The 2710-nt window shown below is 68.1% G+C and carries 1 protein-coding gene; it reads right to left on the reverse strand.

Going from position 1 to position 2710, the window contains the following annotated elements; translation table 11 throughout:
- A partial coding sequence (gene rpoC / locus JNK30_RS18870) for a DNA-directed RNA polymerase subunit beta' (RefSeq protein ID WP_293484618.1) occupies positions 1-2710 on the reverse strand: 2710 nt, incomplete at both ends.

Below are 2710 nucleotides of genomic sequence, written 5' to 3' on the forward strand. Positions count from 1 at the left end.
GACGTCGCCGTCGTGGACCGCGATGTGCTTGCCCTTCGGGATCAGGAACTCGACCGCCTCGCCACCATCCTCGGGGGTGATCTTGATGCGGCGCTTGTTCTTGTAGTCCCGGCCGAACTCGACGCGGCCGTCCATCTCGGCGATGACCGCGCAGTCCTTCGGACGGCGGGCCTCGAAGAGTTCGGCCACGCGCGGCAGACCGCCGGTGATGTCGCGGGTCTTGGCGCTTTCGGTGGGCATCCGGGCCAGCACCTCGCCGGGCTTCACCTCGTCGCCGTCGCCGACGGAGAGGATGGCGCCCACGGGCAGCAGGTAGCGGGCCTCGCCGCCGTTCGACAGGCGCTTGTAGGCGCCGTCGTCGCCCAGCACCGCCATGGCCGGACGCAGGTCCGAGCCCTTGGAGCTGGCACGCCAGTCGATGACCACGCGGTTGGAGATGCCCGTCGCCTCGTCGGCCTCCTCGCGGAACGAGAAGTTCTCGACCAGGTCCTCGAAGCGCACCTTGCCGCCGACTTCGGTGATGATCGGCGTGGTGTAGGGGTCCCAGGTGGCGAGGCGCTGGCCGCGCTTCACCTTGTCGCCCGACTTCACCATCAGGCGCGCGCCGTACGGCACCTTGTAGGCCTCACGGTCCTTGCCATCGACCTGCACGGTCAGGGCCAGGTTGCGGCTCATCGAGATGAGGCCGCCGTCCGGCGCCGTGACGGTGTTGCCGCCGTCGATCTTCACGACGCCGTCGTTGGCGCTTTCGAAGAACGACTGCTCGGCCACCTGCGCGGTGCCGCCGATGTGGAAGGTCCGCATCGTCAGCTGGGTGCCCGGCTCGCCGATCGACTGGGCGGCGATGACGCCCACGGCCTCGCCGATGTTCACCGGCGTGCCGCGCGCCAGGTCGCGGCCGTAGCAGGCGCCGCAGACGCCGGTCTTGGTCTCGCAGGTCAGGACCGAGCGGACCTTCACGGCCTGGACGCCGGCGGCCTCGACGAGGTCGCACATGTTCTCGTCCAGGTAGGTGTCGGCCGGGACGATCACGTCGCCCGCGCCCGGATCCTTCACGTCCTCGGCCGCGAAGCGGCCCAGGATGCGCTGGCCCAGCGAGACCAGCACGTCGCCGCCCTCGACCACGGCGCGCAGCGTGATGCCGCGCGTGGTGCCGCAGTCTTCCTCGGTGATGATGCAGTCCTGCGCCACGTCGACCAGGCGGCGGGTCAGGTAGCCCGAGTTCGCCGTCTTCAGCGCCGTGTCGGCCAGGCCCTTACGGGCGCCGTGCGTGGAGTTGAAGTACTCCTGCACGGTCAGGCCTTCCTTGAAGTTCGAGATGATCGGCGTCTCGATGATCTCGCCCGACGGCTTGGCCATCAGGCCGCGCATCCCGCCGAGCTGCTTCATCTGGGCCTGCGAACCGCGGGCGCCCGAGTTGCTCATCATGAAGATCGAGTTGATCTCGCCCTGGCGGCCGTCCGCGCCGATCGGCGCGGAAGAAACCTCGGCCATCATCTCGTCGGCCACGCGATCGGTGGCCTTCGCCCAGGCGTCGACGACCTTGTTGTACTTCTCGCCCTTCGTGATCAGACCGTCGGCGTACTGCTGCTCGTACTCCTCGACGAGCTTGCGGGTCTCCTCGACGATCGGGGCCTTGCGGGCCGGGATGACGATGTCGTCCTTGCCGAAGCTGATGCCCGCCTTGGCCGCCTCGCGGAAGCCCAGGCCCATGATCTGGTCGGCGAAGATGACCGTCGCCTTCTGACCGCAGTGCCGGTAGACGGCGTCGATCAGGTTGCCGATCTCCTTCTTGGTGAGGTTCTTCTCGAGGAGACGGTGGCCGATGGCCGGGTTCTTCGGCAGCAGGGCCGCGATCTTCATCCGGCCCGGCGTGGTGTCGATGACCTTCGTCACCACGACGCCCTCGGCGTCCATCTCGGTGTGGCGCGCCTTGATCTTCGTGTGGAGCGTGACCACGCCGGCGTCGAGCGCCGCTTCGATCTCGCCCAGGTCGGCGAACAGCTTGCCCTCGCCCGGCTCGGCGTCCTTGGCCAGGCTCAGGTAGTAGAGCCCCAGCACGATGTCCTGCGACGGCACGATGATCGGCCGGCCGTTGGCGGGCGACAGGATGTTGTTCGTGCTCATCATCAGCACGCGGGCTTCCAGCTGGGCTTCCAGCGAGAGCGGCACGTGCACGGCCATCTGGTCGCCGTCGAAGTCGGCGTTGAACGCCGCGCAGACGAGCGGGTGCAGCTGGATCGCCTTGCCTTCGATCAGCTTGGGCTCGAAGGCCTGGATGCCCAGGCGGTGCAGGGTCGGCGCGCGGTTCAGCAGAACCGGGTGCTCACGGATGACCTCGTCCAGGATGTCCCAGACCGCGGGCTGCTCGCGTTCCACCATGCGTTTGGACTGCTTCACGGTGCCCGACAGGCCCTTGGCGTCCAGGCGCGCGTAGATGAACGGCTTGAACAGCTCGAGCGCCATCTTCTTCGGCAGGCCGCACTCGTGCAGCTTCAGCTCGGGGCCGACGACGATGACCGAACGGCCCGAGTAGTCGACGCGCTTGCCGAGCAGGTTCTGGCGGAAGCGGCCCTGCTTGCCCTTCAGCATGTCGGCCAGCGACTTCAGCGGACGCTTGTTGGCGCCCGTGATCACGCGGCCGCGGCGGCCGTTGTCGAACAGGGCGTCGACGGCTTCCTGCAGCATCCGCTTCTCGTTGCGGATGATG

This window comes from Phenylobacterium sp. (assembly GCF_016793225.1).
Taxonomy (GTDB): domain Bacteria; phylum Pseudomonadota; class Alphaproteobacteria; order Caulobacterales; family Caulobacteraceae; genus Phenylobacterium.